A 925-nucleotide genomic window follows, 5' to 3' on the forward strand; every position below is an offset into this window, starting at 1 on the left:
GGCTTGGAATCCATACTTCAATATCGTATTTCTTAGCAGCGGTAAAGCCTAAGTCACCAGTACACATGCTCATGACACGATATGGCAATTTCAATAATTGCAGAACTTTTTCAGCATTTCCTGTTAATTCTTCTAATACCTCATAAGAATTTTCCGGCTTAACAAAATGCACAAGCTCTACTTTATTAAATTGATGCTGCCGGATTAATCCACGAGTATCACGGCCAGCAGAACCTGCTTCAGAACGGAAAGATGCACTGAATGCTACATATTTCTTTGGTAAATCGTCATTTCGTAAAATGTCATCACGATGATAATTTGTAACCGGTACCTCTGCGGTCGGAACAAGGAAGTAATCCCAATCGGCAATTTTAAATGCATCCTCTTCAAACTTTGGAAGTTGACCTGTTCCTGTCATGCTTGTGCGGTTAACCATATACGGCGGAAGCATTTCCTCATAGCCATGATCATCCGCGTGCAAATCCATCATAAAGTTCAATAGCGCGCGTTCTAACCGTGCCCCAAGACCTTTATAAAAGACAAATCTGCTGCCAGTAACTTTTGCGGCACGTTCAAAATCTAAAATATCCAAGTTGGTCGCGATATCCCAGTGCGGTTGTGCTTCGTACGTAAAGCTTGGAACATCACCCCATGTACGTGCCAGCACATTATCATCCTCATCCTCGCCGATTGGTACACTCTCGTGTGGAAGATTTGGAATAGACAACAGCATTACTTCCAGCTTTTCTTCAATTTCCTTCAGCTCTGTATCGAGACTTTTAATTTGATCGCCAACCTCACGCATTTCTTTTATCGCAGGTTCAGCATCTTTTTTCTCTTTTTTCAAAACAGAGATTTGTTTAGATGCCGCGTTTCGTTTTGCCTTTAATGTTTCTGTTTCAGCGATTAACTCGCGGCGGCGAGT

1 protein-coding gene is annotated in these 925 nt (G+C 42.1%); it reads right to left on the minus strand.

The window, feature by feature from the left end:
• Nucleotides 1-925, minus strand: a 925-nt coding sequence (gene serS, locus AC3G7N_RS20675; protein ID WP_489424047.1) for a serine--tRNA ligase, incomplete at both ends; no start/stop codon positions are given.

It is taken from the genome of Virgibacillus carmonensis (assembly GCF_057836705.1).